Annotated in this window: 21 protein-coding genes and 1 tRNA gene; 16 read left to right on the forward strand and 6 right to left on the reverse strand. The window is 34.9% G+C overall.

Annotation, left to right across the window (positions count from 1 at the left end):
• Positions 1-118 precede the first annotated feature (118 nt).
• The 8 genes from DEU39_RS17915 to DEU39_RS17950 all read left to right on the forward strand — a co-directional run bounded on the left by DEU39_RS17915 (position 119) and on the right by DEU39_RS17950 (position 8795).
• Complete coding sequence (locus DEU39_RS17915; RefSeq protein WP_062672554.1) at positions 119-412, forward strand: helix-turn-helix domain-containing protein; 294 nt, start codon at positions 119-121, stop codon at positions 410-412.
• A gap of 287 nt (positions 413-699) precedes the next feature.
• Positions 700-3666: a sensor histidine kinase gene (locus DEU39_RS17920; protein ID WP_120232854.1), complete on the forward strand. Its 2967-nt coding sequence runs from the start codon at positions 700-702 to the stop codon at positions 3664-3666.
• Positions 3663-4277: a response regulator transcription factor gene (locus DEU39_RS17925; protein WP_120232855.1), complete on the forward strand. Its 615-nt coding sequence runs from the start codon at positions 3663-3665 to the stop codon at positions 4275-4277. The genes DEU39_RS17920 and DEU39_RS17925 overlap by 4 nt, the downstream gene beginning before the upstream one ends.
• A 384-nt stretch (positions 4278-4661) precedes the next feature.
• Positions 4662-6080: an amino acid permease gene (locus DEU39_RS17930; protein WP_034696101.1), complete on the forward strand. Its 1419-nt coding sequence runs from the start codon at positions 4662-4664 to the stop codon at positions 6078-6080.
• A 224-nt stretch (positions 6081-6304) separates the two neighbouring features.
• The gene (locus DEU39_RS17935) at positions 6305-6937 is read left to right on the forward strand and encodes an HdeD family acid-resistance protein (RefSeq protein WP_062672539.1); all 633 of its coding nucleotides are present in this window, start codon (positions 6305-6307) and stop codon (positions 6935-6937) included.
• A 306-nt stretch (positions 6938-7243) separates the two neighbouring features.
• Positions 7244-7711 carry a hypothetical protein gene (locus DEU39_RS24470; RefSeq protein ID WP_183037439.1) on the forward strand — a complete coding sequence of 156 codons (468 nt, stop codon included), beginning with the start codon at positions 7244-7246 and terminating at the stop codon, positions 7709-7711.
• Positions 7712-7918: 207 nt separating this feature from the next.
• Positions 7919-8158: a hypothetical protein gene (locus DEU39_RS17945; protein ID WP_120232856.1), complete on the forward strand. Its 240-nt coding sequence runs from the start codon at positions 7919-7921 to the stop codon at positions 8156-8158.
• Between the two features lie 145 nt (positions 8159-8303).
• The gene (locus tag DEU39_RS17950) at positions 8304-8795 is read left to right on the forward strand and encodes a hypothetical protein (protein ID WP_062672529.1); all 492 of its coding nucleotides are present in this window, start codon (positions 8304-8306) and stop codon (positions 8793-8795) included.
• A gap of 315 nt (positions 8796-9110) precedes the next feature.
• Here DEU39_RS17950 and DEU39_RS17955 read toward each other — a convergent pair.
• Positions 9111-9181, reverse strand: a tRNA-Gln gene (locus tag DEU39_RS17955).
• A 100-nt stretch (positions 9182-9281) separates the two neighbouring features.
• On the opposite strand from DEU39_RS17955, the gene DEU39_RS17960 reads away from it, so the two are divergent.
• From DEU39_RS17960 to DEU39_RS17980, 5 genes are all read left to right on the forward strand, one after another.
• Positions 9282-10310: an AMP-binding protein gene (locus DEU39_RS17960; protein WP_120232858.1), complete on the forward strand. Its 1029-nt coding sequence runs from the start codon at positions 9282-9284 to the stop codon at positions 10308-10310.
• Between the two features lie 30 nt (positions 10311-10340).
• The gene (arfB, locus tag DEU39_RS17965) at positions 10341-10733 is read left to right on the forward strand and encodes an alternative ribosome rescue aminoacyl-tRNA hydrolase ArfB (protein WP_120232933.1); all 393 of its coding nucleotides are present in this window, start codon (positions 10341-10343) and stop codon (positions 10731-10733) included.
• Between the two features lie 48 nt (positions 10734-10781).
• Positions 10782-11423 carry an outer membrane beta-barrel protein gene (locus DEU39_RS17970; protein WP_147367615.1) on the forward strand — a complete coding sequence of 214 codons (642 nt, stop codon included), beginning with the start codon at positions 10782-10784 and terminating at the stop codon, positions 11421-11423.
• Positions 11424-11719: 296 nt separating this feature from the next.
• Entirely contained in the window at positions 11720-12100 is a 381-nt protein-coding gene (locus DEU39_RS17975; RefSeq protein WP_062676294.1) for a GreA/GreB family elongation factor, read from the forward strand.
• Positions 12101-12407: 307 nt separating this feature from the next.
• A complete protein-coding gene (locus tag DEU39_RS17980) occupies positions 12408-13382 on the forward strand; it encodes a deoxyhypusine synthase family protein (protein WP_047097747.1) in 975 nt (324 codons plus the stop codon).
• Positions 13383-13531: 149 nt separating this feature from the next.
• Here the strand turns inward: DEU39_RS17980 and DEU39_RS24475 are convergent, their stop codons facing one another.
• A complete protein-coding gene (locus tag DEU39_RS24475) occupies positions 13532-13678 on the reverse strand; it encodes a hypothetical protein (RefSeq protein ID WP_183037440.1) in 147 nt (48 codons plus the stop codon).
• Between the two features lie 73 nt (positions 13679-13751).
• On the opposite strand from DEU39_RS24475, the gene DEU39_RS17990 reads away from it, so the two are divergent.
• Positions 13752-14048 carry an MGMT family protein gene (locus DEU39_RS17990; protein WP_062676292.1) on the forward strand — a complete coding sequence of 99 codons (297 nt, stop codon included), beginning with the start codon at positions 13752-13754 and terminating at the stop codon, positions 14046-14048.
• Between the two features lie 89 nt (positions 14049-14137).
• On the opposite strand, the gene DEU39_RS17995 is transcribed toward DEU39_RS17990, so the two are convergent.
• Positions 14138-14530, reverse strand: coding sequence for a helix-turn-helix transcriptional regulator (locus tag DEU39_RS17995; protein ID WP_120232861.1), 393 nt, complete (start codon positions 14528-14530; stop codon positions 14138-14140).
• Between the two features lie 390 nt (positions 14531-14920).
• Complete coding sequence (gene htpG / locus DEU39_RS18005) at positions 14921-16813, reverse strand: molecular chaperone HtpG (RefSeq protein ID WP_120232934.1); 1893 nt, start codon at positions 16811-16813, stop codon at positions 14921-14923.
• A gap of 158 nt (positions 16814-16971) precedes the next feature.
• Here htpG and DEU39_RS18010 point away from each other — a divergent pair, with 158 nt between their 5' ends.
• The gene (locus DEU39_RS18010; protein ID WP_120232862.1) at positions 16972-19866 is read left to right on the forward strand and encodes a prolyl oligopeptidase family serine peptidase; all 2895 of its coding nucleotides are present in this window, start codon (positions 16972-16974) and stop codon (positions 19864-19866) included.
• Between the two features lie 140 nt (positions 19867-20006).
• Complete coding sequence (locus tag DEU39_RS18015; RefSeq protein ID WP_120232863.1) at positions 20007-21440, forward strand: hypothetical protein; 1434 nt, start codon at positions 20007-20009, stop codon at positions 21438-21440.
• A 314-nt stretch (positions 21441-21754) separates the two neighbouring features.
• On the opposite strand, the gene recA is transcribed toward DEU39_RS18015, so the two are convergent.
• The gene (recA, locus tag DEU39_RS18020; RefSeq protein ID WP_062676286.1) at positions 21755-22756 is read right to left on the reverse strand and encodes a recombinase RecA; all 1002 of its coding nucleotides are present in this window, start codon (positions 22754-22756) and stop codon (positions 21755-21757) included.
• 484 nt (positions 22757-23240) lie between these two features.
• A complete protein-coding gene (locus tag DEU39_RS18025; protein ID WP_228436834.1) occupies positions 23241-24431 on the reverse strand; it encodes an oxygenase MpaB family protein in 1191 nt (396 codons plus the stop codon).
• Positions 24432-24487: the final 56 nt, after the last annotated feature.

The raw sequence follows: 24487 nt of genomic DNA on the forward strand, positions 1-24487 counted from the left end.
ATGCCGAAAATAAATATCATGTAACGTGTGTAATGTTTTGCCAAAGGTATTTATTAACTTTGTTAGAGGCTAATAGCTAATCTTCTAAAATATACCGAAAACTACTAAAACAAAAACGATGAAAGTATGTGGACAAAATATCAGGAAAATACGTAGGAGCAGAGATCTTACGCAGGAGTACATGGCCTTTGAAATGGGCATTTCCCAAAAGGCATATTCCGATATTGAGAATTCCAAGGTGAAGATCAACCTGGAGATACTGACTAAAATATCCGATATTTTAGATATCAGGCCATCAGACATCTGTAGTATTTCGCATAAGTGTGGAAATGATGAATATGAAGATAAATACCAAAACCTTTTGGAATACATGAAAAAGAATAATATTTCTGTTCCGAAAGAATTTTTATAGCCTATAAGAATTTCACTTTTACTTACATATTAACTATCATAGAATAATGATCTCCCCGGACAGAAGGAGATCATTTTTTTGTGAACAAAAAAGACTGTGTTTTCAGTATGCCTGATGACCATGACATTGATGAGGGAACAAATGTTTGGTTTTTCAAATTTATTATAATGAATACATTATTCATATCTAATTATGTAGAAAAAAATTCACATAATTGTGGATAAATGTTTACAATAAATTTAATTTTCTATAATATATTTGCCTTAAATATAACGCTGCCCTACTGAATGAAGCTTCTCTACTTTATTTCATTTCTGTTTTTTCTAAGTGTCAACGGGCAAAACTATACTACCCAATGGTATAACACGGATAATGGCCTTCCTCAAAACAGTATCAAGGATATTGTAAAAGATAAATATGGATTCATCTGGCTTTCTATGGAAGGTAGAATTGTACGGTATGATGGAAGCAACTTTGTTCAGTATAATAATTTCAAACTTAAAAATTTAAGCTTCGGTGATTTTTTCGGAAATATAAAAAAGGATAGTATTGCCGTTTTTAATGCTTCCGAAAAAGATCTTCTTCTGGTTTCTCAAAGAAAACCGATGGCAGTATCATCCGTTCAGATTACTAAGCCTGGGGGAACAGCCAATCAGAAAGTCTATAAACAACTTGTTAAAAATAATTTTACTGTAAGATTTATTTCTTACGTCGATTCTTATTTTATCAGGATGAAAAGTGGCTCTTACTATTTTGAAGATAACGGAATTACTTATGTTGATAAGAAAAGTAAGAAAAGTAAGAAAATTAATCTGAATTTTCCCCGTAGTAAACTAAGAAGGTTATTCATTCATGGAGATTACGTTTTTGTTGCTGATGCTGAGAATAAAAAAATACTTCAGTTGTATCAAGGAAAATATTCCTATATCAGTACTCCGTTAATGTATACTGATGCTGATACTAAAATCTATTGGCAGCAGATCACCGGACAGGTATTCATAATCAGTCATGGTAAAATATACAGAAGTGAGTTTTTAGATAAAAAGTTAAAGCTTACTTACCTGTTGGATTATAAGGATATTGATAAAGAAATTTCCGGAGCGATGTTTTATGATGAAGCAATGAACAAATTATACCTCGGGAGTTCTATTAATGGTCTTAAAATCTTAAGTCTGTCCGATTTCTCTGTTTCCAGGAAAAAATTACCGTATCAGGATGAGGTCTGTTATGCAGGGATTTCTTATGGTGGTAATTCCGTTCTGACTCAGGAAGGGATCAGATACTATTCCAATACTTCAGAAAGAATATTTCCGGCTTCTCAATCTTATGATAAGCGCTACATTTTGCAGGATAACACCGGAAATCTGATTTATCGGGAGAATAATACCATTCATATAAGGTATAAGAATACAGGATTTACAAAGTACGATTCCATTTCTTTTCAAAATAAGGAAATTGATGGCCTGTATAAAAGTGGAGGGCTGTATATGGCATCACTGGTCAGTGGAAAAGAATCTTATCTCTATCTGTTTAAGCAGGATCGTTTTAAAGAAATCGAACGAATTATTCCTTGTAAAGATAATATTGATTCTGTTTTAAGATATAACAAAGATCTGCTTTACCTGGGAAGCAGCGGCGGAATCTATGTTTATTCTCTTATCGGAAATAAAACAGAGAAACTGATTGGGAAAGGCCTTCCTGTAAAACAAATCATCCGGACCAAAGATGGGAATATCTGGTTTACGACATACAACAGAGGACTTTACTTGATAAAAGATCAAAAAGCGGTCAGAGTTCCATCCGATAAAAATGATTTTCTGGCGAATGCTCACTCTTTGATGGAGGATAGGAATTCCAATTTATGGATTTCTTCCAATAATGGGTTATTTAAAGTCAATAAAAATATTCTTTTGCAACACATGAAAACTCCGAAAGGAGACATTACTTATTACCGTTATACCAAAAAGCAGGGACTGTCGAATAATGAGTTCAACGGAAGTGCGAATCCCTCTGCTCATGAGCTGAAAGATGGGCAGCTTGTATTTCCTTCCATGGAAGGTTTTGTGTTTTTTTATCCTGAAAATATCAAAACCTATTATCCCGGAAGTGAGGATTTTTATCTGGAAAGGGCAAGAGTAAAAGGGAAGATGATTCAGCTGAAAAATAGTCTGTTTCTTGAATGCGGTTATAAAAACGCAGAAGTTTATATAGACATTCCTTACTATTCAGATCTGGAAAATGTCTATTTACAGGCTAAACTTGATACTGAAGACAGTTCATGGGTAAATATCAAAAATGATAAAACATTCCGGATAGCTACTATTGAACCTGGTACTTATAATCTTCTCGTTAGATTTTTATCTTCCGAAACCGGGAAATTCGTTTATAAAACATTCCCTGTAGAAGTGGAAGCCTATTTCTATCAAACTTTATTCTTTAAAATCCTGATTACAGGGAGTATCATTTTTATTATTCTGGTGATTGTTCAGATGAGGACAAATTTTTTAAGACTAAAAAATAAAGTCCTGAAAAATACCCTTGATCATAAAGATAAAGAACTGCTTGAAACTAATAATAAACTGAAAAATGAATCCGATTATCAAAAAAAGCTGGTCGAAAGCATCAGCCATGACATTACCACCCCTGTAAAATTTATTGCCCTTCTTTCACAGGAACTCAATCAGTCTGAAGATCCCAAAACTCAGAAAAAATATTTTGACAGCATTTATAAAACTTCAGAACAGCTGTATAAATTTACATTGAGTCTTAAAGAATATACAGAATTATACAAACAACAAAATAGTGCGGAAGAAGAGTATTCCATTTATGATCTTATTGAAACCAAAAGATTATTATTCGAAGAAATTGCAGCTCAGAAAAATACATTTATCTACAATTTTTGTGACCATCAACTTAAGATTAAACTTAATAAGAATGTTCTCCTCGCAGTTTTCCACAACATCATAGATAATGCAGTAAAGAATACTTCAAATGGAGAAATTACCATCACATCAGCTTTTACAGGATCATATGTAGAAATCCATATTGCTGATACCGGTACCGGAATGTCCGATGAACAGATGATGTATTATTCCGGGTTATTTAAGAAAAAAGAGAATGAGCATATGATTTTTAAAAATTATGGTTTAGGTCTTCATATGGTTGTTCAGCTGCTCATAAAGATGAATTCCGAAATGACTTTTCATCAAAATACTCCGCATGGAACCCTCATTAAAATCCTTATTAAAATATGACAAAAAAAATACTCATTGCAGATGACCATCATGTGGTAAGAATCGGAACAGCTATGATTCTGGAGAAGAACTTTACTCACCTTGAAGTTGATTTTGCAGAAACTTATAGCGAAGCAAAACAGAAAATTGAATCCGAAAAATATGATCTGGTCATTCTTGATATTGAACTTCCGGGAAGTCTTTTCAAATCAATGGTCAAAGAGATCAAAGGAATCTCTGAGGATACTCTTATCCTCATATTCACTTCTTACAAAGAAAATATTGCACTGCAATACATTGAAGAAGGAGCCAATGGATTTCTGAATAAGCAGAGTGATCCCAAAAATTTTGTCAAAGTGGTGGAAGCTCTTTTCAAAGACGGCCATTATTACACACCGGAGATCATGAATGAATTGCTCAAAGGAAATAAAAAGCGAAAAGCAATTGAAAATCTATCCGAGAGAGAGCTGCAGGTTTTTAATCTTCTGGCAAAAGGAAATGGAAACCTTGAGATTGCAAATGCTCTTGACATTGAGGAGTCTACCGTAGGAACTTATAAAAGAAGGGTTTATCATAAATTAAAAATTACCAATTTGGTTGAACTGCTGGAGATCTACAGTGAAATTCATTAATACCATCTCTTTAAAGTCATAACATCATTACAATGCTGTGGAAAAATACCTACAGCATATGTTCGTTAAGTAGTTGTTTTTAGCGGTAAGTTAGCATCTCATTAACTTCTGTTAAACAGAAGAAGCTAATAGAAAAGTACTTTCAAACTAAGATAACAATTCAGAAAATATCATTTATGCAGTACCAACAAACTAAACAATTGATACTGATTTAAAAGCTCTTCCAGAAGTAGATCAATGATTTTATTATTTATGTGCAGAAAAAGCCTTAGTAAATTGTTAAGGTTTTTCTTGTCTGCTTAATAGCAGATTCTCAATTTACCCCATGGAATGTGAATTTCTCTGAAAAGTTTTTATATATTTAGCGACCGAATAATTCATTCAATGAGCAACGAAAATAAAACAGGACAAAACGAGACTTTAGTTAGAGGATTAACAAATCGACATATACAATTAATTGCGCTTGGTGGTGCCATAGGAACAGGGTTGTTTCTGGGAATTGGACCCGCTGCGGTACTGGCAGGACCCTCTGTAATCTTAGGCTATGCTTTGGCAGGAATTATTGCCTTTTTTATTATGCGTCAGCTGGGTGAAATGGTAGTTCAGGAACCTGTTTCGGGAAGTTTTAGCTACTTCGCCTACAAATATTGGGGGAATTTTCCAGGATTTGCTTCCGGCTGGAATTACTGGATTCTCTATATTCTGGTAAGTATGGCGGAACTTACCGCTATTGGACATTATATTCATTTTTGGTGGCCGGAAATACCACTCTGGGTTTCCAGTTTATTCTTCTTTATAGTCATTAATGCACTTAACCTGGCTTCTGTAAAGGTTTACGGAGAAACAGAATTCTGGTTTTCCATTATCAAAGTGGTGGCTATTATTGCCATGATTATTTTCGGAGTCTATCTTTTGATAAGTGGTACAGGAGGAGAAAAAGCGACAATTACCAATCTGTGGAATGACGGAGGTTTTTTTCCAAAAGGATTATTTAACAAAACAGAAAACGGATATTCAGGACTATTTGCAGCCATGGCAATGATCATGTTCTCATTCGGAGGCCTTGAACTTATCGGAATAACAGCTGCAGAAGCAAAAAATCCAGAGAAAACGATTCCACAGGCAACCAACCAGGTAATCTACAGAATCCTTATTTTCTATGTAGGAGCTTTGGTTATTCTATTTTCATTAAGTCCCTGGAGAGATATTACGGAAGGATCAAGCCCGTTTGTAATGGTATTTCAAAATCTGAATGGTCTTGAATTCAGCCTTTTTGGTAAAGTCATTCAGTTCAATACATTGATCGCAAATGTGCTTAACCTGATTGTTTTAACAGCTGCTTTATCAGTGTACAACAGTAGTGTTTACAGTAACAGTAGAATGCTTTTCGGATTGGCTCAGCAGGGAAATGCTCCAAAATTTCTCAAAAAACTGAATAAAAACTCAGTGCCTACCAATGCAATCATTATATCTTCATGCTTTGCAGGGATCTGTATTATCATCAATAAATTAGTTCCGGAAAAAGCTTTTGAATATCTGATGGCTTTAGTAGTATCCACACTGATCATCAACTGGCTGATGATATGCTACACCCATTTAAAGTTTAAAAAATCAATTAATGCAGAAGGAATTCAATCAAAATTCCCGTCTATATTTTACCCGATATCCAACTATATCTGTATTGCATTCTTAATCCTGATCTTAGGATTGATGAGCATTACAGGAATGGAGATTCAGGTGATTCTGATTCCTATATGGATTGGATTTTTGTTCGTAATGTACAAATTGTACAAACCGAAGTAACAATATTAAAACATATTTCAACATGTTTTGGAAAGGTGAAAATCAAATGGTTTTCACCTTTTTTTGTTTCTTCATAGGATAGATGCTTCAGATTTTCGCTTATTTTTCGTATATTAGTAAGAGGTTATATTTCAAATTAAGGTGAGAATTACAATCTGTTTGCAATACCTGCGGAGAAGCCGAAAACCGTTATAAAAAAGTAGGCATTATCAAAAAAGACACCTATGGCCAATTTATTTCAAACCCTTACCAATACCGTAAAACATTGGTATATTCCATTAATCTTTGGAATTCTTTTCCTTATCTGTGGTTTTTACGTATTCAGCGTACCACTGGCAACGTATGTTACACTTTCCATTTTTTTCAGTGTTTCCTTTTTATTTTCAGGAATTACAGAGATATTCTTTTCTTTACAAAACAGTAAATCCCTGCAGGGCTGGGGCTGGTTTCTTGTGAGTGGATTATTAACCACTGCAATAGGAATTTATCTTATCGCAAATCCTCAGATTTCCATGGCGGTACTTCCGTTTGTAATCGGATTTACCTTGCTGTTCCGTTCTTTTCAGCTATTAGGTTTTGCCTTTGACCTGAAAAGTATGAGAATAATGAGCTGGGGAAATGTTGCCCTTGCCAGTGTCGGAGGAATTATCTTTTCTCTACTGCTGATATTTAATCCGGTATTTACAGGATTCTCACTGGTTACCCTTACCGGTGTTGCTTTTATCTTCATGGGAATTGCTTCTATTATGCTGGCCTTAGATTTAAGAAAAGTCAAAAAGATTCCGGGGAAAATAAGTCAGGAATTGAGAGACAGGATCAAATCTATACAGGAAGAAATTGATGAGCTAAAAAAATAAAGAATAGCAGTATTTTAAATATAGAAGGCCTTGAAAAAGGTCTTTTTTGTTTACTATTTTAAAGGAGTGATTAAATAATTATAATTATATTCGCCTGAATTTTATTACGACAAGTCCTGTCGTTTTGTACCAATATCTTTGTATACAAGTGATAAAATTCATGACCAGCCATGAACATTTTGCAGAAGTAGGAATTATTCATATGAATAGAAGATTATATGATCATTACTAAGAAGATTCTTAAATGCAGATGAAAATATTCAGGATCCAACCAATACTCAGAATTATAATAAATATGGGTATGTGATGAATAATCCTCTCATGTTTAATGATCCAACTGGAGAGGAACCTTTTACATTAGCTGCTATTACTGTAGCTGCTCTTGTAAAAGCTGTAATTATTGGTGCTGCTGTAGGATTAGCTGCTTATACATTAAGTCTGGCAGTAACGGGTAATTTTGACCAGTGGAATTTATTGGGAGCCTTTAAAGCAACCTTTACAGGTGCTGTTTCAGGAGCTGTTACTTTTGGGATAGGAAGTTTGTTTACTGTGGCTGGACAAGCAGCGACAACGTTAACTGCTCTTGGTAATAGTATTAAAGAAGCTGTAGGAGGATTTGGCTTGGCAGTAGTACAGGCGGGTACTCATGCTATATCTCAAGGAATATTGAGTATAGTACAAGGAAATACTTTCTTAAGTGGGGCAGCAGGAGGCTTCTTTGGTAGCTTAGGAGCTGCCGCCTTTTGGAGAGATTGTAAAAACGGGTACCGCTAGAGTAATAGGAACTTTAGTTTTAGGATCTCTTTCAGGAGGTATTGGAGCTGAATTTGCTGGAGGAAACTTCTGGCAAGGTGCAGTGATTGGGGGAGTTGTTGCAGGATTAAATCATTTAGCACATGCTTCATATGGTCCTGGAGATGATCCCAAATCTAAGAATAATGTGAAAAAAAGGCAGCTACAACAAAGAATATACAGCCGTTAGTGAAAAAAGCTGCACAAGTAGCAACTGTAATTGATGTTGTAGGTGATATGCCAGGAGGTGGAAAACTATTAAAATTGACTGGTAAGTCCGCAGGTAAAGCATTCCCGGTATTAGAAACAACATCAAATGTAATGGAATATTCAAATGGAGATATAAGTGGTCAGCGTTTATCATATAGATCTGTAGGCGTAGGGACCTCGATAGTAGTTGGAGCAGAAGTAGGTTCTATATTTCCTTGATACGGTTCTGCAGCAGGTGCAGTTGTAGGTGGAATATTTGGGACAGCGGAATTACTATACGATCAGTTTAATCAATATGTTAAACCAGTTATGCAACAAAAGGTGAATAATTTTAGTAATCAACTTAAATTTGCGAGATAGTCTAATGATGCAATTTCTTTTTAAAAATAAAATTTCTACATTGGGAACATTTTTAATTGTAGGATCAATTAGTTTAATATTTTATAATATTTATAAGTTTAAAAATATTAGTATAATAACTGATAGCAGTCAAAATGTTTATATTGAGAAAGAGAAACAAAAAGGTGAATTCAAATATGGTGAAACAAATTTAAATGTTTTATACCTGTATATTGAACTGAAATCAATCAGTAAAAGATTTTATATATATGAAAATGTAGGAAATGATAATGACAGTTCTTATTTGAATAATATCAAGGATAATATTTTAAAAGGAACTAAAATAAAAATTTGGGTTGATAACGATGAATTTAAAAATTATAAAGATGTAGAAATACAAAAATTAGAAATAGGAAGTACGATATTTCATAGTTTTTTTAATTATAAATATATTTTTATTGCAATTATTAGTGGTATTATATTATTGATTATTAGTAAAAAATATTCAAATTCCTAGAAGAAAAGGTAAGTTGTCCTACCATGTATTACACATAGACTTTTTTCATCAAATAAGATAAGAGTGGAAGAAATTCCACTCTTATTTTTTTCATTTTATAGTTTTTTGCCTACTGAAAATGAAACTTCAACTTTATAATCTTAATTTAAAAGATAGATTATTAAACTAGAAAACGCTTTCCCCTGCGATCTAGTTCAGAAGAGGTGAAAGACGGAACATTTTTCTTTTCAGATCAGTTAAACTTTTTGTTTAACCTCCAACTTTTGCGATTGATTTTAAAAAAAACAAAAACCACCCTTAAAAAAGAGTGGTTTGTAGACTCACAGGGATTCGAACCCCAGATGACTGAACCAAAATCAGTAGTGTTACCGCTACACCATGAGTCTGTGTTTGTTTTAGTGGTGCAAATTTACAGCTTTTTTCTTTACATACAAGAATTTTTTGAATTTTTTTTTAAATTTACTGTAGAATTTATTCACGGAAAATATGCTGATAGACTTCAATAATCTCAATATTAATCAATTATCATTCGATACTGAATTTGAAAAGAAAGTAAAAATTTTTCTGGAAGAATGGTTTTCAGAAAAAACAGGAGTAAATGTCCAGACATCTGGTTCTACAGGAGTGCCGAAAATTTTTGAAATTGAAAAAAAGAAAATGGTCAATTCAGCAGTGATGACCTGTAATTTTTTAGGATTAAAAGAAGGAGATACGGCATTGCTTTGCCTGCCTGTAGAATACATTTCCGGTAAAATGATGGTTGTCCGTTCTATAGAAAGAAAATTAAAATTAATAATTACCAATCCTTCTCTAAACCCTGTTGAAAATCTGGAAGAAGAAATAGACTTTTGTGCCATGACGCCTCTTCAGGTAGAAAACTCACTGGAAAAACTTCACCTGATTAAAAACCTGATTATTGGTGGTGCCGCCGTTTCAGAAAGTCTGAAAAGTAAAATTCTGCAGATGAACCTTAGTCCTTCCAACCGGATTTTTGAAACCTATGGAATGTCTGAAACCCTTTCTCATATTGGTTTGAAACAATTGATGCCTGAGCAGGAAGATTATTTTACCGTTTTTGAAAATGTATCTATTTCTTTGGATGAGAGAGGTTGTCTGAAGATCTTTGCTCCGAATATAAATGCTGAAGAATTGCAAACTAATGACTTAGTTAACATTAAGAATGAAAAACAGTTTAAATTTCTCGGAAGAATTGACAATGTGATTAATTCCGGTGGTGCAAAGATTTTTCCTGAAGCCCTTGAAGCTTTGGTAAAAAAAGAACTCCCGAACGAAGCCATATTTTTAGGGCTGCCGGATGAAAGTTTGGGTCAGAAATTGATATTGATTATAGAAGGAGATGAATCTGATGAGGTGAAAAGGAAAGTTTCAGAAGTACCATTTGAGAAAAATTTCCACAGGCCGAAAGACATTATTTTCATCAGGGAAATTCCGAGAACTCCCAACGGGAAGGTAAACAGATTGGATTTGTATAAAAATTTAAATAGAGATCTCTAGTTGATTCTGGTATCTCAAAATCTTAAAAAAATGAAAGACTTTTCAAAAGAGCTCAGTTTCAAAACTTCACGCAGCAGCGGTGCAGGAGGACAAAACGTCAATAAAGTGGAGACTGCCGTTACCGTACTTTGGAAAGTAGATGCATCAGAATTTTTTAATGAAGACGAAAAAGTATTGATTCAGCTTAAACTGAAAAACAGAATCAATGCAGACGGTTTTTTATTCCTCTCAGTATCTGAAAGCAGAACACAACTGATGAACAAAAATAAAGCCATTGAAAAAATACTTGAAATGGTAAACAAAGCACTCATTGTTCCGAAAAAAAGAACAGCGACCAAGCCTTCAAAAGGGCAGAAACAAAAAAGACTGGATAATAAGAAAAAACTTTCTGACAAAAAAGAAAACAGACGTTTCAGGTTTTAATTGGTTTCTTCTGTAGAAAATTTTATTTTTGCTGAAAACTTTAAAACCATGATAAAAAAATTAATCGTAGCTGGAGTGTTCTCAATCTCCGCCATGTCTTTCGCTCAGAAATTTTCTATCAGACCTTCCGTAGGATACGCATGGAGAACAGCAAAAACAATTTCCGGACTTAGCAAGGAAGAAAAAGACTATGTAAAAGGCCTTAAAAACGGACTGAACTTTGATATAGCTGCCCATTATGAGGTAAATAACGGTTTTGGACTTGGGCTAAAATACTCTCATTATAGTGCATCCAGTGACGGGTTTTTGCTTGGCTATGTAAATGGAATGCCTGTATCTGTTCCTGTGACTACAAAGGATAATATTACATTTTTTGGAGTTTCCGGACTTATTTCAAATGATAATTCGACTACCAGACATAAAGTATTTGCAGATATTGCATTGGGAGTACTTTCTTATACTACCAAAACTGGAGATGTAAAAGGCACAGGAAGTACTTTCGGGGCAGAAATTGATTTTGGTTACCGATATCAGATCAGTAAAAATTTCCTTATTGGACCAAAAGTTGGTTTAAGTGGTGGTACTCTGAACAAAATGAAGTTTAACGGAGTAACCTATAAATTTGATGATGACCAAAAAGAAGGTTTACATAGGGTTTCTTTAAGTGCAGCCGCTACATTCCGTTTTTAAGCTGTATCTTTGTTTGAATTAATAATAATTGATAATGACAGCAACAATCTTTTTATCTGCAGAACACCGCCGGCCAGGATTGCTGCTGTCTTTACTTTACCTTCATACAGATTCTTTTCTGAAAAGTTCTAAGGACTTCATTATCTAAGCCCTGTCAGGATCCAAGACAGGGAATCAATCCGGATTTTATATATCACTTTTTTGCAGTTTTCTAGAGAAGAAGGCTGTCATACGTCTGTATTCTACATTGGATCGTCAGAGAATAACTGCATTTTAATTTAAAAAAATAATGAAAAATGTCCAATCATATTATTGTAACTACCGGAATTTATGATGCTATAAAAGATACACTCAGAAGAAAAAAAGTGAGTAGCGGAGAAGAGAAAAGATTAGCTGAAGAGCTTAGAAAGGCAAAACAAGTGCTGAGAAGAGATCTTCCTGCCGATATTGTAACGGTTGAAAGAAAAGTAACATTAAAAGATCATACATTAGATTTTGAGCACGAATATATTTTTGTGGCATCTACCAAAGAAAAGCTTAAAAAAAATAAACATTCCATCCTGTCGGATATTGCGCTTGCAGTAGTAGGGTATAAAGTAGGAGATATTATCAACTGGCCTTTCAAAGACGGAGAAAGAAAAATTGAGATCCTGAAAGTGGAACGCTGGGAAGGATAAATCTCTGTGAATATTATTAAGTTCAATGATAATGAAAGCGTGGCTCAATTTGGGCTGCGCATTTTTTTGAATACTATATGTTATAAGGAGCAAATATTTGATCTGCGGGAATATTTCAATAAAAATTAAACTTCATCCTTGCTGAACATTTAATATTGCTCGAATTTGAATGCTCTTGCGCATTTATGTATCCAACAAAACAGCTTTAGGATTTAACAAATGATAAAAAATACTCCTCTATCACACTTTCTTCAAGTGCTTTGATTACATTCCGTTTTTAAGTTTTATCTTTGCAAAAATTTAAAAAATGAGCAAACCGATAACTGAATTCATAGAAAAGTATTACCTGCACTTCAACGCAGCTGCATTGGTGGATGCTTCTAAAGGATATGTTGCACATCTTAAAGATGGCGGAAAAATGATGATTACTTTGGCTGGAGCAATGTCTACTGCTGAATTAGGGAAGATTCTTGCTGAAATGATCCGTCAGGGAAAAGTAGATTTTATCTCTTGTACAGGTGCTAACCTTGAAGAAGATTTAATGAATCTTGTAGCACACTCTCACTATGAAAGAGTTCCTCATTATAGAGATTTAACAGCTCAGGATGAGTGGGATCTTTTGGAAAGAGGTCTTAACAGAGTTACAGATACTTGTATCCCTGAAGAAGAAGCTTTCAGAAGATTACAAAAACATATCGTAGAAATCTGGAAAGATGCAGAAGCTAAAGGAGAAAGATATTTTCCTCACGAATTCATGTACAAAATGATCCTTTCAGGAGTATTGGAGCAGTACTATGAAATTCCTAGAGAAAACTCCTGGATGATTGCAGCTGCAGAAGCTAACTTACCAATCGTAGTTCCGGGATGGGAAGATTCTACAATGGGTAATATCTTCGCTTCTTACTGTATCAAAGGAGAGCTTAAAGCTACTACAATGAAATCAGGAATCGAATATATGACTTACCTTGCTGACTGGTATACTAAAAACTCAGGAGGAAAAGGAGTTGGATTCTTCCAGATTGGTGGAGGTATTGCAGGTGATTTCCCAATTTGTGTTGTTCCGATGTTGTATCAGGATATGGAAATGCATGACATTCCTTTCTGGTCTTATTTCTGCCAGATTTCTGACTCTACTACATCTTACGGTTCATATTCAGGAGCTGTTCCAAATGAAAAAATCACTTGGGGTAAACTGGATATCACTACACCGAAATTTATCGTTGAAAGTGATGCTACCATCTGTGCACCATTGATGTTCTCTTATATCTTAGAAAACGCTTAAGAATAAACATCTCCTAAGAGATTACAATATCAGCGCTTCAATTTAATTGGAGCGCTTTTTTATTTTAGAAGTGAAACATAGATATGTTTTAAAAACTAAAAACAATTAAGATTATTTGTGGAAATCTGTGGAATCTGCATAAAAATAAGTCAATCTAATGAATTCACCAGTACAAAATAACGATACGCCAGAATTCCCTTTTCCATCTTAGTCAGATGATTAGGATCTTTATGACTCAGTTTTGGAAGAACTTTTTTATTAACTGCATTCAACAGCCTGAAAAATGATTTTTTCATATCTTTATCTTTTAATGAAACATCATCGAGTTTGATAGAATTCAAAAATGATGCAAAAATATAGAAAACAAATATGGACGAGATTTTTAAACAACAGGTCTACGAAGTGGCAAGACTTATTCCCAAAGGAAGAATATCCACTTATGGCGCTATAGCAAAGGCTGTTGGCTACCCTAATCATTCCAGACATGTAGGAAAAGCTATGGGAGGATGTCCGAAGGATGTTCCAGCTCACCGGGTAATTTCCAGTTCAGGAGTTCTGTCTGTTCCGGAATTTCAGTCTAAGCTGGAAGCTGAAGGGATCACTGTGGAAAATCTCAGAATAAAAAATTTCAAAAAACTGTTCTGGGATCCATTGGAGGAATTGTAATTTGATGAAATTTAATCTCATTATAAAAAAATGTCACTCCATACATTAATATGAAGTGACATCAATATTTTCTACAGTTTGAAACTGTATTATTTTCTTCCTCTTGGGAGACCTTTCAGTTCTTCTTTCAGTCTTTCATTTTCCTCTTTTAACAGAGCAATATAGCCTTGAAGATTTTCAATGATAGCTCCCGGAATATTATCATAATTATTCTGGTTAGTAATTACTCCCGCAGAAGATGATCTGTCATTAAATACAGGATGATCATTATTGATAATTACTGCAGGTTCATCCTCTTCATAAATGTCCTCAAATGGTACATCCAGAAAACGGGCAAGTTTGTCCCATTCATCTTTTACAATTCTTACATCACCGCTTTCTTTTCTGCTATAATTGGAAACATCTGTTGCGATAAAGTCAGCTACCTGTTGCTGAGTATAGCCTTTTTGCTTTCTGATGACGCGTAATTTTTCTTTTTGCATGACCGACATTTTATACAAAAATGGCAAAAAAGCAGAAGCTATACAATAGAAAGTAGAAAAAAATATGTGATAAAGAATAAGATTAATGATAAAAGGAAACCAGACTTAAAAAGACCAATATTATCTGATGTAATTGTTGAAAATTTTCTTAGTGCTAGCCGTTTATTTCACAATAACTTCCGATTGATTAAAGATTATGGAAGAGTTGGTATTTAAACCTTATAGGTTTCTAAATCCAATAAGTTTTGGATTAGCAGCACACAATTTTGTCAAAAACAAAATCCTTACGTCCTAAAATATTTAGTATTCAAAAAAACAGCACCCTTGCGTTTTTCCAATCTTTCTTCAGATAAAAAAAGACTGCTTCAAAATGAAACAGTCTCTTGTAAATTATTTTTCAAGTTGCTTATAGCTTCTCTGTATAAAATCTGTCAGGTCTTTTCCTTTCAGTAAGTTTTGTGAAAGCTTGGCAAGATCCAGAGCATATTTGATTAAACTTTCCTTCTCTTCAGCATTCTCAGTCTTTAAGATCTGACTGGAAAGCTCACTGTTGGAGTTCACCACAAGATTATACATCTCCGGGAAACCTTCCATTCCGAACATACCGCCTCCGCCTGTAGCCTGCATTTCCTTCATTCTTCTCATGAATTCAGGCTGGGTAATAGTGAACGGAGCATCATTGCTGTCAAGATCTTCAAGCTGTACCGTAAATTTTGAATCCTGAATAGCTTCTTCTACGTTCTTTTTCAATGATTCTTTTTCCGTTTCATTCAATTTTGAAATTACCGGCTCGTCTTTTTTGATCAAATTATTAACATGATCAGCATCTACTCTTGCAAACGAAATATTTTCTTTTGAAGTTTCCAACTTCTGAATCACATGCGAAATAATAGGAGAATCTAATAACAGAACTTCATATCCTTTATCTCTCGCAGACTGGATGTAGCTATGCTGTTCATCTGCATTGGTAGCGTATAGTACAACCAGTTTGTTATCCTTATCGGTTTGGCTAGGTTTGATTTTCTCTACCAATTCATCCCAAAGGAAATATTTGCCATCTGTGGTAGGATACAATGTGAATTTGTCTGCCTTTTCAGCAAATTTTTCTTCAGTAACGATTCCGTATTCAATAACTACCTTGATGTCGTTCCATTTTTGTTCATAATCTTCACGGTTTTCGTTAATCAGAGAAGACATTTTATCGGCTACTTTTTTCGTGATGTAAGATGAAATTTTCTTTACAGCACCGTCTGCCTGAAGATAAGAACGGGAAACGTTCAATGGGATATCCGGAGAATCAATTACACCTCTCAGCAACATCAGGAAGTCTGGAACAATCCCTTTTACTTCATCCGTTACAAATACCTGGTTTTGATATAATTGAATTTTATCCTTATCAATATTCAAATTGTTGCTCAGTTTCGGGAAGAATAAAATTCCGGTAAGGTTGAAAGGGTAATCAACATTCAGGTGGATGTTGAATAAGGGTTCTTCAAACTGCATCGGATAAAGCTCGTGGTAGAACTTCATATAATCCTCATTGGTCAGTTCGCTTGGAGCAATCGTCCATGCCGGTACCGGATTGTTAATGATATTGTCTACCTCTTCTGTTTCAGCCACAGCATCTTCAGGAGCATCTTCAGGTAATGGAAGTGTATGGGTTTTAGTCCCGAATTTAATCGGAACAGGCATAAACTTGTTATATTTTAATAACAATTCACGGATTTTTGCTTCTTCTAAAAATTCTACAGAATCTTCTGCAATATGAAGAATGATTTCCGTTCCTCTGTCTGTTTTATCTGTTGTTTCTTCAAGAGTAAATTCCGGGCTTCCATCGCAGATCCAACGTACTGCCGGTTCATCTTTGTAAGACTTTGTAAGAATTTCTACCTTTTCTGCCACCATAAATGCAGAGTAAAATCCAAGACCAAAATGTCCGATAATCCCGGAATCTTTTGCAGAATCCTTATATTTTTCCAAAAACTCTTCAGCACCTGAGAAAGCAACCTGGTTGATATATTTTTCAACTTCTTCAGCCGTCATACCAATTCCCTGGTCGATGATGCGTAGAGTTTTCTGGTCTTTGTCGATCTTAACTTCAAGTTTTGGATTTCCATATTCCACTTTTGCTTCCCCAATGCTTGTTAAATGCTTCAGTTTTAGAGTAGCATCCGTTGCGTTAGAGATTAATTCTCTTAAGAATATTTCGTGGTCACTGTAAAGAAATTTTTTAATAAGCGGGAAAATGTTTTCCACAGATACATTAATATTTCCTTTAGTCATCATATTTTATAATTTTTAATTTTCAAATATTTCTCAAAAAAAATACCATCCGGAGGAATGTGACAGATTGACATTTTTTCCAATTTATAGCCCAATAGGGATATCCTATGGATTTTTCAAAGAAATACCTTATTTTTAATTCTTAAAATATTTTAAAAATGAAGTTGAAATGTACAGTTTTTATTCTGCTCATCATGACTTGTTTCGTGTATGCGCAGAAAAAGCCTTTAGACCATTCTGTTTATGACAGTTGGCAAAATATCGGCTCGAGAAAAATCTCAAATGATGGTAAATGGGTTGCCCATTCTGTGGATGCTCAGGAAGGAAATTCTATCCTTTCTTTATTTTCTGTGAAAAATAAAACAACAAAGAAGTTTGAAAGAGCTACAAAAGTAGATTTTACCAATGATTCCAGGTTTGCTGTGTTTCAAATCAGACCTCAGTATAAAGATATAAAAGCGGTAAAAGATAAAAAATTAAAGAAAAATAAATTAACGAAAGACAGTCTGGCTATTGTTGATTTCGTCAATGATAAAACAGAGAAAATTCCTAATGTAAAGGGATTTAAAATTCCCGAAAAAGCGGGTTCTTATGTTGCTTATCTTTTGGAAAATATAAAAGACAAATCTTCGGATGATGCTTCTGATAAAGAAGACGGAGACGAAAATAAAGACGAAGACAAAAATGTAAAACCTTTACAGCTTGTAGTGCGAAATCTATTGGATGGAAAAAGTACAACCTATGATAATGTTGTACGCTACGAGTTCAGTAAAAATGGAAAGCAGCTTGTTTTTGTGACAAAAAAGCCAGACGAAAAAAAGGATAAAAAAGAAGGAAAAGAATCAACAGATGAAAAATCTGCGGATAAAAAAGATACTGACAAATCAAAGCCGAAGAAATATGCATTGCAAACCGTACAGGTAGTAGATCTGCAAAAAGGAACTGTAAATAAAATTTCTGAAATGGAAGGTGACTTTTCCCAGTTATCTTTTGACGAAGATGGAAATCAGTTGGCCTATGTAGGTACTTCTTCTGCACAGAATGATTTGGTGAAATTGTATCAGTTGTATTACTTTAATTTTAAAGGAAACAAAAAAGAAATTGTCACCAATGAGAATGCTCAGATGAAAAAGAATTGGGTGATTTCTGAAAATCGATTACCCCTATTCAGTAAAAATGGAAAACAGCTGTATTTTGGTGTTGCTCCAAAACCTGTTGCAAAAGATACGGCATTGATTGCGAATGACCATGCTGTAGTAGATGTCTGGAACTATAGAGATGACTATTTGCAAACAGTACAGCTAAAAGAATTAAAAAATGATCTGAAGAAATCATATGCAGCAGTAATGCAAACAGAAAAACCGGATTTCTTCAGAAATATTGATGGTGAAGACTTAGATACTTTACGATTGGTGAATGAAGGAAATGCAGAATTTGCATTGGGAATTACCAGTATCAACAACCGGATTTCTTCACAATGGGAAGGGGCAACAAAGAAAACGTATTTTCTGATCGATAATAAAACGGGAGACAGAACCGAAATTATTCAAAACCTGAATGGAACAGCAGCTGTATCTCCGCTTGGTAAATTTGTTGTGATCTTTGACAGAGAAAAAGGGAAATGGTTGAGCTATAATGTGAAGACAAAACAAACCCTGCCATTGAATACAGGCCTACCTGTTTCCTTCGTTGATGAAGAATTTGATATGCCGGATTTTCCAAATTCTTACGGGATTGCATCCTGGACAGATAATGATGAATCTGTAATTATCAGAGACCGTTATGATCTTTGGGAATTTTTCCTGGATGGTTCAAAAAAGCCAAGAAATATTACCAATGGATTTGGACGTAAGAATAAGATAACATTCGATACTTACGATTTGGATAAAGATATTAAAAGCTTAAACCGAAAATCGACTATTTATTTATCAGCGTTTGATAATACAACTAAGGCGAACGGTATTTTTAAAACATCCATTCAGAAGAATTCTGATCCTGTAAAAATTCAGATGGAAAATGTCTGGGGGTACAGAACCCTTCAAAAAGCAAAAAATGCTGAGGAATATATTTTGGTAAAAGAATCGTACACAGATTCTCCCAATATTTTTGCAACATCAGATTTCTCAGAACAACAAAAACTAAGCAATACCAATCCTCAGCAAAATCAATATAACTGGGGAACAGATGAATTGGTAAACTGGACAACACCAAAAGGAAATACTTCCACAGGAGTTTTATACAAGCCGGAAGATTTCAATCCAAATAAAAAATATCCGATGATTGTTTATTTCTACGAAAAACTTTCGGACAATCTGAACCGTTATGTTGCACCAGCTCCCACGCCTTCAAGATTAAATATTTCTTATTTTGTGAGCAACGGATATCTGGTTTTCACACCTGATATTTCATATACAGATGGTTTTCCTGGAGAATCTGCGATGGAATACATTAATTCAGGAGTTGAAAAGCTAAAGCAAAATTCCTGGGTAGATGGTACTAAAATCGGAATACAGGGACAAAGCTGGGGAGGTTATCAGGTAGCCTATCTTATTGCTCACACCAATATGTATGCGGCTGCATGGAGTGGGGCTCCTGTTGTTAACATGACTTCTGCCTATGGAGGAATCCGATGGACTTCAGGAATGAACAGACAGTTCCAGTATGAGAAATCACAAAGCAGATTGGGCAAAAACTTATGGGAAGCACCGGATCTTTATATTAAAAATTCACCGCTTTTTACCATTGATAAAGTTCAGACTCCGGTAGTTATTATGAGTAATGATAAAGATGGAGCTGTGCCATGGTATCAGGGGATTGAAATGTTTACCGCACTACGCCGTCTCGGAAAACCGGTATGGCTTCTGAATTATAATGGTGATGATCATAACCTTATGAAACGCCAGAACAGAAAAGATATTCAAATCCGGGAACAGCAGTTTTTTGATTACTATCTTAAAGGTGCTAAAGCTCCGGTCTGGATGACAAAAGGAATCCCAGCGACCCAAAAAGGAAAAGATTGGGGATTTGAGCTTACAGATGATAAACCTAATTAATAAAATTCCGGCGGAGCCAAAGGCTCCGCCGGAATTTTTTATTCTCAAAACAATAAAGAGCACACTGACACAATGGCATTTTTTTATGTTGGGTCTGTTGAGCACTTTTATTATATTTACCGCCAATTATAAATAACAGTATGGGAATCTTTGATTTTTTTAAGAAGAAAAATAACAGTCAGGAAAATGTAAGTACTCCGGTTCAGGAAATGGAAATGCCGGAAGAAAAAGTAGTAGAGGAAGTGGTGGAAGAAGTTGTGCAAACAATACCGGAAGTCTCTTCGCAGCCGGTAGAAGAACCGAAAGTAAATGAAGAATATGAAAAAATCAGGATTTATAATGATTATATCGTGTATTCTATTGCCCTTCAGCTAAGAGGAGAGTATACGCCTATTTCTGCTTTTGAAAAAGAAAACGGGGAGGTAGAAGGTTTTGCCTATATGGTTACTGAAGATGCTTATGCACTTTCTCCACAACAGGCGATTGCACAAATGGAAGAAAAGTTCGAAAGTGAACTTCAGGAAGGAAAGATTAAATCTTATGTTATCCTGTATCATTCTCAGTTTGATCATAACGGTAATCACACTCCGGCCATTCAGGAAGGGGAGTTCAAGGGAATTTCACTTGCGTATCACTTTGCGGGTGATGAAAAGAAGAAAACAGGGTTGCCTTATATTTTCGAAAACCAGAATATTACTTACAAAGGTTTTGCAGAGTTTTCTCATGAAGAAAATAATGCAATCATGAATCATCAATTGATTGAGGGACAAAATTATTTCCAGAATACAGAAGGAATTGCAGCTCCTGAAATGACGAATGAAGCAGGAATCATCATCAGAAAATCGAACGTTCATAACATGATGAATACATGGAGTGGAATTTTTGGTCATCAGAATTTCCAGACTAAAGATTACGGTCAGTATCTGAATGCTATTCTTACACAGTCTGAATCTTCTGATCCACCAGTGGATATTAAGAGCAAAACAGAATTTGATGGGGTAACATTTAAAACTACTTTAACGGAGGAATTAAGCATTATCATTCCGGAAGTAACAACGGATTATACATTGGATTTTGAAACAAGATCAATCAGGGAATGGGAAAATGCCTTGAATTTACAGGCGATTGTAGCAGGACCTGCCAGAGAAACCTTTGGTGTTTGGTTCTTTGCGACAGATTATGCTGAAAACAAAAATACCTACATGACACAGCCTCATCTGAAGGTAAATATCAGTGGAATTGTTTTCATCCTTGATATTCATACCAATACAGATTTACCTGACGGGACGAAAATGAGTGAAGATTTCACAACCTATGCACCAAGTCAGGATCTTCCTAATTATGCATGTTTTGATTTTATTGGTCAGGTGGTAGACTTTAAGGAAACTGAATTGCTTGAAGATAGAAGTGTTAAAGGATATATTTTGAAGTTGAAGCTGATTACCAATGAAGAGAATGAAGATTTCTTCACCATTGATGCTTTTGTGAACAAAGAGAACATGAGAATGGAAACGCTTACAAAAGGAATGAAAGTGACCGGAGCACTTCAGCTGCAGGGTAAAATTGCTGAATAATTTTTTGAAAATATAAAATCTCAAAGAGGTTGTTCTACGGAATGACCTCTTTTTTTTATTTTCTGATCCTTCATTTAATTTAATCACAAAGAGTATATGATTCGAAGGTGGTTATAGGGGGATCAAAAGATTGCGACTTTGTTGCTAAAGGAGTGAGGCGTTTGCTTAGTACGAATCAATGAAATTGATTCCACTCTTTGCTCCCCTAAAAGTATTACAACAGCATACAGATGAAACCTTTGCGTTAAACAATCTTGATTTTGAAAACAAAAAAGGCAATCCGAAGACTGCCTTTTCTATATTTTTATGAAAAATTATTTGTTTTTCATTTCTTCCTTGATCTTAGCTTCCAATTCTTCAGCAAGATCCGGATTGTCTCTTAAAACATCTTTTACAGCATCACGTCCCTGACCCAATTTAGTCTCTTCGTAGCTGAACCAAGAACCACTTTTCTTCACAATTCCCATATCTACAGCAGTATCAAGAATTTCTCCTACTTTAGAAACTCCTTCTCCATACATGATATCGAATTCTGCCTGCTTGAAAGGAGGTGCTACTTTGTTTTTCACAATTTTCACTTTCACACGGCTACCGATAGCTTCATCACCTTGTTTAATAGGTGCGCTTGCTTTTCTGATATCAATTCTTACAGAAGCGTAGAACTTAAGGGCGTTACCTCCGGTAGTCGTTTCAGGGTTTCCGAACATAACACCGATTTTTTCTCTCAACTGGTTGATGAAGATTACAGTACATTTTGTTCTTGAAATTGTAGCGGTAAGCTTTCTTAATGCCTGAGACATCAATCTTGCATGAAGACCCATTTTGGAATCCCCCATTTCACCTTCAATCTCTGCTTTTGGTGTAAGAGCAGCAACAGAGTCAATTACAACGATATCAATAGCTCCTGAACGGATTAAGTTATCTGCAATTTCCAAAGCCTGCTCACCGTTGTCCGGCTGAGAAATGATCAGGTTTTCAAGATCAATTCCTAATTTCGCAGCATACGTTCTGTCGAAAGCGTGTTCAGCATCAATGAATGCTGCAATACCACCTGCTTTTTGAGCCTCAGCAATAGCATGAAGGGTCAACGTTGTTTTACCTGAAGATTCCGGACCATATATCTCAATGATTCTTCCTTTTGGGTATCCGCCTATTCCTAAAGCAATATCTAAACCTAAAGAACCGGAAGGAATTACTTCGATAGTATTGTCTATAGATTCATCACCTAAAGTCATTACTGTTCCCTTTCCATATGTTTTATCTAGCTTGTCAAGCACTAAAGCGAGTGCTTTTTTCTTATCATCAATGTTACTCATCTCTATTAAAATAATTTCTCAAAAATACATAATTTATATATCAAAAGCTAATATTATTTATTCCTGAAAGCTGTTTTTAGAGTTAAAAAATGATAAATTTTTACGGCTGATCTCATTCATAACGAAGCACATGCGGAATGTAATATCTAAAGTGTTTTTAAATGTTTTTTACTTAAGTAAGATAAGTTGTTTTTATTTGAAATCGCAAAGGCGCCATTCTTTTAATATAGATTATGCTTTAAGGCGCAAGGATTTTATCCCCGATAAAATTGAGTAGTGTATATGTTTTTTACCTCACGCTGATTTTGCTGATTACGCAGATACTCATAAAAATCTGCACTATCTGTTTGATCTGAGAGAATATTCTAAAAAATGAACTTTCTCCTTCCTGAAAATCTAATATTGAGCGAGTCGAAATGTTCTTGTGCCTTAAAAGTTTCCATAATGCATGAAAACTCTTTGCGCCTTCAAACCAAATAACATTTTAATGAAAATTTGAACCTTTGGTAATTGCAAGATAATCTTCCAGTACTTTCATCTGGTCCTTGTTTCCTCTTTTTATTCTCGATTCTCGACTGACCAGTTGATCATAAATTGTATTGAAAAGTATTTTTGATTTTGGAAACAGATTTCTGTAAGGAACTTCCGGAATTTGTAATCTTTTACACACTTCGTCATCCAAAAGAAACCAGGTACAGCAGACGTGTAGATATTTTAAATTTTTTCTTTGAAATTCAAATTTTAAAATGGGATTTTCCAGTGATTCATCCAGTAGAGAATGAGCCAGAAGAACAGAATCTTTATCTGAAGGGGCCTGAACAGAAGTCCATAAATAAAAATATTCCGTTGCCTGTTTTTTATCGTCAGGAAGAAGCTGCTCCGGAATTCCCAAAAGATAACCTACGTATTTCCAGAGATGAAAAATTCCCTGTTCTTCTTCGATGGAAAAACGATTTCCCAATTTCTGAAGACTATGAAGAAATACCAGACTGAACCCGATATACGTTGCCATCATATCCCATGAATTGATAGGCTCACCCCAGTTTTCTGTATCCCAGTCTTTATAATGTTTTTTAATGGAAAGTCTTGCGTAGGAATGGATCAGACGGGTTTTTATCGCAAATTCATATCCTTTTGCATGAACTTCCAGCGCACTGTATCGGGTAGCATTCACCCAAAAGTCCAATGTTTCAGAAAGCCTTTTCACAGCTCCTTTCTTCAAAGCTTCTGTAACAATTAAAGGTTTGTTGAGGTAGGCATAATCATAACCACCAATCAGACAATAATCCCTTAATGAAATTAATGAATCAAGATTGCTTCTCATGCAGAGTTCAGCTCCGCTTTTAAGCAGGTTATAATCCAGCCAGTTCGGAACTTTTTGAGTTTGGCTGAACATTTTTTTTACACTTTCAGGAACATCATCAGTTTCTGAAACCCCATTTCTGATGTAATGTTCAATTTCTCTGGAAGCCTCCTGGAATTTTTTAGTGAAATAAACATCTTTTACCACCTCGTCACCGATCTCATCCGTATGATGAAAATAGGGAGCAAATTTTTCAAATTTTTCAAAACTCACTTCTGCTCCGGAAAATTCTATAAGTTGCTTTCCATTGCCATGTTCCCAAAAGTTCCTGAAATGGGGAGCGTCTTTAAAACGGGGTTGTATCATGTTCATTCCTTTCCCTATAAAAGTACAAGTTTTATGCTGAAATGTTTTGGTGAGATTTGTCA

The organism is Chryseobacterium sp. AG363, from assembly GCF_003610675.1.
Taxonomy (GTDB): Bacteria; Bacteroidota; Bacteroidia; order Flavobacteriales; family Weeksellaceae; genus Chryseobacterium; species Chryseobacterium cucumeris.

Bases quoted from the DNA above. Each gene is read 5' to 3' on its own strand.
- DEU39_RS17915 (WP_062672554.1), top strand. From the start codon at position 119: ATGAAAGTATGTGGACAAAATATCAGGAAAATACGTAGGAGCAGAGAT.
- DEU39_RS17920 (WP_120232854.1), top strand. From the start codon at position 700: ATGAAGCTTCTCTACTTTATTTCATTTCTGTTTTTTCTAAGTGTCAAC.
- DEU39_RS17925 (WP_120232855.1), top strand. From the start codon at position 3,663: ATGACAAAAAAAATACTCATTGCAGATGACCATCATGTGGTAAGAATC.
- DEU39_RS17930 (WP_034696101.1), top strand. From the start codon at position 4,662: ATGAGCAACGAAAATAAAACAGGACAAAACGAGACTTTAGTTAGAGGA.
- DEU39_RS17935 (WP_062672539.1), top strand. From the start codon at position 6,305: ATGGCCAATTTATTTCAAACCCTTACCAATACCGTAAAACATTGGTAT.
- DEU39_RS24470 (WP_183037439.1), top strand. From the start codon at position 7,244: ATGAATAATCCTCTCATGTTTAATGATCCAACTGGAGAGGAACCTTTT.
- DEU39_RS17950 (WP_062672529.1), top strand. From the start codon at position 8,304: ATGATGCAATTTCTTTTTAAAAATAAAATTTCTACATTGGGAACATTT.
- DEU39_RS17960 (WP_120232858.1), top strand. From the start codon at position 9,282: ATGCTGATAGACTTCAATAATCTCAATATTAATCAATTATCATTCGAT.
- arfB (WP_120232933.1), top strand. From the start codon at position 10,341: ATGAAAGACTTTTCAAAAGAGCTCAGTTTCAAAACTTCACGCAGCAGC.
- DEU39_RS17970 (WP_147367615.1), top strand. From the start codon at position 10,782: ATGATAAAAAAATTAATCGTAGCTGGAGTGTTCTCAATCTCCGCCATG.
- DEU39_RS17975 (WP_062676294.1), top strand. From the start codon at position 11,720: ATGTCCAATCATATTATTGTAACTACCGGAATTTATGATGCTATAAAA.
- DEU39_RS17980 (WP_047097747.1), top strand. From the start codon at position 12,408: ATGAGCAAACCGATAACTGAATTCATAGAAAAGTATTACCTGCACTTC.
- DEU39_RS24475 (WP_183037440.1), bottom strand. From the start codon at position 13,678: ATGAAAAAATCATTTTTCAGGCTGTTGAATGCAGTTAATAAAAAAGTT.
- DEU39_RS17990 (WP_062676292.1), top strand. From the start codon at position 13,752: ATGGACGAGATTTTTAAACAACAGGTCTACGAAGTGGCAAGACTTATT.
- DEU39_RS17995 (WP_120232861.1), bottom strand. From the start codon at position 14,530: ATGCAAAAAGAAAAATTACGCGTCATCAGAAAGCAAAAAGGCTATACT.
- htpG (WP_120232934.1), bottom strand. From the start codon at position 16,813: ATGACTAAAGGAAATATTAATGTATCTGTGGAAAACATTTTCCCGCTT.
- DEU39_RS18010 (WP_120232862.1), top strand. From the start codon at position 16,972: ATGAAGTTGAAATGTACAGTTTTTATTCTGCTCATCATGACTTGTTTC.
- DEU39_RS18015 (WP_120232863.1), top strand. From the start codon at position 20,007: ATGGGAATCTTTGATTTTTTTAAGAAGAAAAATAACAGTCAGGAAAAT.
- recA (WP_062676286.1), bottom strand. From the start codon at position 22,756: ATGAGTAACATTGATGATAAGAAAAAAGCACTCGCTTTAGTGCTTGAC.
- DEU39_RS18025 (WP_228436834.1), bottom strand. From the start codon at position 24,431: ATGAACATGATACAACCCCGTTTTAAAGACGCTCCCCATTTCAGGAAC.